Consider the following 1,774-nt stretch of genomic DNA (forward strand, 5'->3'; position numbering starts at 1 on the left):
GTGGGCGTGGTCGGGGTGTGGTGTTGCCGCAGTTGTTGGTGTCGGCGGTGGAGTCGTGTGGTGATGCGGTGGCGGTGGTTGCTGGTGGGCGGTCGTTGTCGTATCGGGAGCTCGATGAGGTGTCGTCGCGGTGGGCGCGGTGGTTGATTTCTCGGGGTGTTGGTCCGGGGGATGCGGTGGTGGTGGCGGTGCCGCGTTCGCTCGAGTCGGTGGTGGTGTTGTGGGCGGTGGTGAAGTCGGGGGCGACTTTTGTGCCGGTGGATCCGGGGTATCCGGCTGAGCGTGTCGAGTTCATGGTGTCCGATTCGGGTGCTGTGTTGGTGGTGACGGTGTCGTCGGTGGTGGATGCGGTGTCGGTGTCGTGTCCGTCTGCGGTGCCGGTGGTGGTGTTCGATGATGCGGGTGTGGTGTCGGAGGTGGCGGGGTTGTCGTCGCGTCCGGTGTCGTATGCGGATCGGGTGCGGTCGGTGGAGCTGGTTGATGCGGCGTGGATGATTTATACGTCGGGGTCGACGGGGCGGCCTAAGGGTGTGGTGGTGTCGCATGCTGGTGTGGCGCCGTTGATTTCGGCTGAGCGTGAGCATTTCGGGGTGGATGGGTCGTCTCGGGTGTTGCATGTGTGTTCGCCGAGTTTCGATGTGTCGTTGTTGGAGTTGTTGGTGGGGTTTTCGGCGGGGGCGTCGGTGGTGGTGGCTCCGGCGGGTGTCGGTGGTGGGCCGGAGTTGGCGGAGTTGATTGCGGCGGAGCGGGTGTCGCATGTGTTCATGACGCCGGGTGCGTTGGGGTCGATGGATCCGGTGGGGTTGGATTCGTTGTCGACTGTGGTGGTGGCGGGGGAGGCGTTCACGCCGGAGTTGGTGCGGCGGTGGTCTGTTCCGGGTGTGCGGCGTTTTTTCAATGCGTATGGTCCGACGGAGACGACGATTTTGGCGACGAGTTCGTCGGAGTTGGTGCCGGGTTCGGTGGTGTCGATCGGGTCGGCGATTGCGGGGGTGGGGTGTTTTGTGCTGGATGAGCGTTTGCGTCCGGTGCCTGAGGGTGTGGTGGGGGAGTTGTATGTGGCGGGGGCGCAGGTGGCTCGGGGGTATCACGGTCGTGTGGGGTTGACGTCGTCTCGTTTTGTGGCGGATCCGTTTTCGTCGTCGGGTGGGCGGATGTATCGGACGGGTGATCTGGTGCGTCGGGGTGGCGATGGGGTGTTGGAGTATGTGGGGCGTAGCGATTTTCAGGTGAAGGTGCGGGGTTTTCGTATCGAGTTGGGGGAGATCGATGCGGTGTTGTCGTCGTTGCCGGGGGTGGGTTTTGCGGTGACGGTGGGGTCGGTGTTGGCGTCGGGTGAGTCGGCGTTGGTGTCGTATGTGGTGGCGGAGTCGGGTGTGGTGCTCGAGTCGGGTGTGGTGCGTGAGCGGGTGGCGGGGGTGTTGCCGGGGTATATGGTGCCGGCGTTGGTGGTGGTGCTTGATGAGGTGCCGTTGACGCCGGTGGGGAAGGTGGATCGGGGGGCGTTGCCGGAGCCGGTGTTTGCGGTGCGGGAGTTTCGGGCGCCGCGGTCGGTGTTGGAGGAGTCGGTGGCGTCGGTGGTGGCGTCGGTGTTGGGTTTGGGGCGGGTCGGTTTGGATGATTCGTTTGTGGATTTGGGGGGTAATTCGTTGGCGGCGACGCGTGTGGTGGCGCGGTTGTCGTCGGTGGTGGGTGTGCGGGTGCCGGTGTCGGTGGTGTTCGAGGTGGGGTCGGTGGAGGAGTTGGCTGCCCGGATCGAAAAGCTGGTCTCCGG

General features: G+C 64.8%; 1 protein-coding gene. It reads left to right on the plus strand.

Annotation, left to right across the window (positions count from 1 at the left end):
- Window positions 1-20: 20 nt before the first annotated feature.
- Window positions 21-1,774, plus strand: a 1,754-nt coding sequence (locus tag MWU77_RS24330) for an amino acid adenylation domain-containing protein (protein WP_247275019.1), incomplete at its 3' end; no start/stop codon positions are given.

Source organism: Rhodococcus sp. F64268 (assembly GCF_023015605.1).
Classification (GTDB): Bacteria; Actinomycetota; Actinomycetes; order Mycobacteriales; family Mycobacteriaceae; genus Rhodococcus.